A 1812-nucleotide genomic window follows, 5' to 3' on the forward strand; every position below is an offset into this window, starting at 1 on the left:
CGTGCATGCTGCGCATGCCGACGCTGACGCCCGCTTGCCGCACGGCCGCCACGTCGAAGCCGGCGCCGTCGTCTTCGATCCGAAGCCGCAGCTCGCCAGGCGCGGGTTGCAGCAGCTGTAGTTGCACGCGGCGCGCGCGGCTGTGCTTGACCACGTTGGTCAGGGCTTCTTCCACCAATCGGGTCAGCGCCAGGCATTGCAGGGGCGTGGGCGGCGTGACCCATTGCGGCGGGAACTGCCAGCTGGAAGCCAGGTCCAGTTCGTCGAAGAGTTGCACGAAGCGGTGGCGAAGCGGGGCGGCCCATTCCAGCGGCGTCGCCGGCACTTTGACGTCGGCGCTTGAACCGCTGTCGATCGTCTGGCGCAGGTCGTCGCGCAGCAGTTTCAGCATGGACAGGAATTGCTGGCCCTGTAGTGGCGCCTTGGCCTGTTCCACCATGGCCATCATGCGTACCAGCGATCCGCCCAGCCCATCATGCAGGTCATGCGCGATCTGCAACCGTTCCTGCAGGCGGGTGTTGCTCATGGCCAGCGCGTGCTCGCGCTCCAAGGTGTCGGCCAGTTCCGTGCGAGCCTGCGCGATGCCGTCCGCCAGTTCGTGGTTGAAGCGTTCGATGCGCCGCACGTTGCGCGCATGGCGCATGCCCAGGATGGCGGACATGAAGAGGGTGACGACGATGCTGGAAACCGAGGTGTAGGTCGGCCCGGGGCCGATCAGTTTCATCATCAGCAGCAAGTCGTGGATGCTGACGGCGAAGATGATCAGCAGGCACGCCGCCAGCATCCCGTGTTCCGGTTGCCGCGTCCGCCATGCATGCCAGGAGAACTGCAGGCAGTTTCCCAGGAAAATGGCGGCGCTTCCCAGCACGCCCGCGCTCAACGCATGGGGCAGCGCGGCATCAGGCGTGAACGCCAGCATGGCCAGCATCGCGGCCGAGACGATCCACAGTGCGCGCTCGGTGCGAGGCAGCGATTGTTCGCCGAAGCGCCAGATGAAGAGGCAGAAGCAGGCCGCATACAGCACCAGGGCCATGGCGTTGGCGCGCGCCGCCATCAGGGTGCTGGCGAACGGCCAGGGGTCCGTCGCCAGCACGTTGGCGACGAACAGCACCCAGAACAGCGCCATCAGCGCGTACCAGCCGTAGGTGGTCTGTTCGCGGCGGACGATCCAGATGCAGAAGAACAGCGCGCCCAGAACGCCCGAGACGATCAGGTTCAGCACGTACAGGGTGCGGTTCGTCCACCACAGGTCTTCCTGCAGGGCCTGCATGGCCCGCGATCCGCCCAGGTGGACCGGGCCCATGCCCGGCGTCTGCTGCCATAGGCCGACCACGCGCACCCACAGCGTGTTCACGCCGTCGTGCAGCAAGGCTTCGGGCAGGCGCCAGTAGCGCGGCATGTTCCAGCTGCGCGACAGCGGCTCCGTCAGGTGCGGATCCCGCCAAATCAATTCATCGTTGATGAAGATCTCGCCGGCCATGACCACGGATTCGAGCGTCAGGCCGACCGGTCCGGCTTGCGCGCCGGCGCATTGGCGTTGCCAGTCGATGCGGTACCAGACCGTGCCGCTGTAGTCCGGCCACCGCTTCGCCCAGTCGTCGGGCAGCGTGACCGGCAGCCAGGGCGAGGCGTCAGGCCGGCTGCCGTCGGCCGCGCCCTGGGCGGCGGCGATGGACAGCACCTGGACTGTGCAGGCCGCAGGCGACGCGGGCGCGGCTCCGGCAAGGGCCGGGGCCAGAAGGGCGCACAGCGCCAGCCAGCATGCGAACCACCCCCTCAGTCCAGCAAGCCCCGCGCACGCGCGGTATGCAC

1 protein-coding gene is annotated in these 1812 nt (G+C 67.8%); it reads right to left on the reverse strand.

The features are described 5' to 3' along the window. Positions 1–1681: sensor histidine kinase (locus ACE039_RS25040; RefSeq protein ID WP_485823606.1), on the reverse strand; the 1681-nt coding region annotated here is incomplete at its 3' end. Between the last annotated feature and the right edge of the window lie 131 nt (positions 1682–1812).

Source organism: Achromobacter maghribensis, from assembly GCF_057334215.1.